Origin of the sequence: Roseobacter sp. HKCCA0434 (assembly GCF_032464675.1) — a bacterium.
GTDB lineage: Bacteria > Pseudomonadota > Alphaproteobacteria > Rhodobacterales > Rhodobacteraceae > Pontivivens.
In genome coordinates this window covers 1-1,953 of the sequence record NZ_JAWDKL010000056.1, presented here as the reverse complement: position 1 = coordinate 1,953, position 1,953 = coordinate 1, and the positions used below count along the sequence as shown (strand labels likewise).

General features: G+C 75.1%; 2 protein-coding genes. One reads left to right on the top strand and one right to left on the bottom strand.

Translation table 11 applies throughout. The features are described from left to right. Positions 1-563, top strand: a 563-nt coding sequence (gene pilP, locus RX333_RS17195) for a type IV pilus biogenesis protein PilP (RefSeq protein WP_316016194.1), incomplete at its 5' end; no start/stop codon positions are given. Here pilP and RX333_RS17190 read toward each other — a convergent pair. Beyond that, positions 552-1,953 (bottom strand): molybdopterin-binding/glycosyltransferase family 2 protein (locus RX333_RS17190; protein WP_316016193.1); only part of this gene is annotated, 1,402 nt, incomplete at its 5' end. The two genes, pilP and RX333_RS17190, sit on opposite strands and share 12 nt — an antisense overlap.

Below are 1,953 nucleotides of genomic sequence, written 5' to 3'. Positions count from 1 at the left end.
GCCCGCGACCGGGCAGCGTCGGCACTGCCGGGCTGGTCGGCGCCGGCTCCCAGACCGGGGAGCCCGTGGTGGCGAGCCCCGACGGCGCCATCCTGCGCCCGCGTCCCCGCGCCAATGTCGCGCGGGAGATCACCGACCGGGCGGAGGCAGACCGCCTCGCCCTGATCGAGGCCGTGCGCCCCGCCCCGACCGATCTGACGGGGGAGGCTCCGGGCACCATCCTGCGCCCCCGCCCCCGCCCCGCCGAACTGCTCGCCGCCGCCCGCGCCGCCGCAGCGCAGGAACAGATCGAGCGCGTGCAGCGCGAGAACAACAGCACCCCCCCGACCCCGGTGGTCGAGGACAACGTGACCGAGCGCCAGCAGATCGCGCTCGACCAGATCTCGCTGATCGGCATCTTCGGAACCGAGGACGCGCGCCGCGCCATGCTGCGCCTGCCCTCGGGCAGCTTCGAATCCGTCGTGCGCGGCACCGTGGTCGACGGCTGGCGCGTGCTCGCCATCGGGCGCGACAATGTCCGCATCTCCCGCGCGGGGGAGACGCTGGTCCTGTCACGACCCTGAGCGGCGCCACGCCTTCCACGCCTCGGGCGTGTCGAGATCGGTCGTCGCCGCCCGTCCGGACAGCGCCACTGTCTTCGTGAAATCCTGCGCCGCGTGAAGCACGTCGCGCGCCCCGCGATCCCCGGTGACGCGCGACAGGCTGTCGAAGAAGCGCGCGCCGAACAGGATCGGATGACCGGGCCGCCCGTCCGCATCGGTGGCGCGAACGATCTCCGCCCCCGCCTCCGGGTCGAACCCCGCGATCAGCGCGTCGTAGTCCTTCGCGGCGATGTCCGGCATATCCGCCAGCGCCACGATGACCGCCGCCGTATCGGGCGCCCGCGCCTCCAGCGCCGCCCGCAACGAGGCGGCCATGCCTTCGCCCGGATCGGCGACCTCCACCACGTCGACGTCGAGCCCGTCGAGCGCCTCCGCCCTCGCTGACCCGACCGGCAGCGCCACCCGCACGCAGGCCGCGGCACTATCCGCCGCCGCCGCCGCGCTGCGCCGCAGCAGCGGCACGCCGCCCGCATCCTCCATCAGCTTGTCGCGCCCGCCCATCCGGCGCGAGGCCCCGGCGGCCAGCAGCGCGATCTCCACCCGCGCACCCTTAGGCCGGCGGGCGCGGGGCTGCGGTCGCTGCGGGATCTCCTTGAGCAACCCGCCCACGCCCATGCCCGCGATATCCTCGCCGCTCACCGTCAGGTCCGCGGCCAGCCGTTCCAGCACCCAGTCCGCCCCGTTCAGCGCGGGCGAGCGCACGCAGCCCGGCAGGCCGATCACGTCTCGCTCGCCCAAACGCCCGAGGAACAGCAGGTTGCCCGGATCGACGGGCATTCCGAAGCGGTCCACCACGCCCCCGGCCTGGCGCAGCGCCTCCGGCCCGACATCCGCCCGGTCCGAGGTGGCCGACGCCCCGAGGATCAGCAGCATCTCGCCCCGTGCCGCCGACAGTGCCTCGCGCAGCGCGCCGATCTCGTGCGCGACGCGCACCTCCGCCCCCATGTGCAGCCCCAACCGCTCGACCCGCGCCCGCACGGTGTGCGCGCCCTTGTCGAGCAGGGACGGCTTCATCCCCGGCACCTCGGTCAGGATCAGATCGACCGTCCGCGCCCGGAACGGATGCAGCCGCAACGCCCCCGGCCCGAGCGCGGCGGACGCCCGCTCCACCGCCCGCGACGGCACCGCGTAGGGGATCACCTTGACCGTGGCGACCATCGCGCCCGCCTCGACGCGGGCATGGTCTGCCAGCGTCGCCAGCGTCAGCCCTTCGTCTACGGCATTGAACCCGTCCACCGCGCGCCGCTCGACGCGCAGCACCCCGGCGACCTCCGCATGGACATTGGCCCGGCCCGTAAAGGCCCGCGCCACCCGCAGGCCCGGCCCGGCGAGATGCGCCGCACAGGCCGCC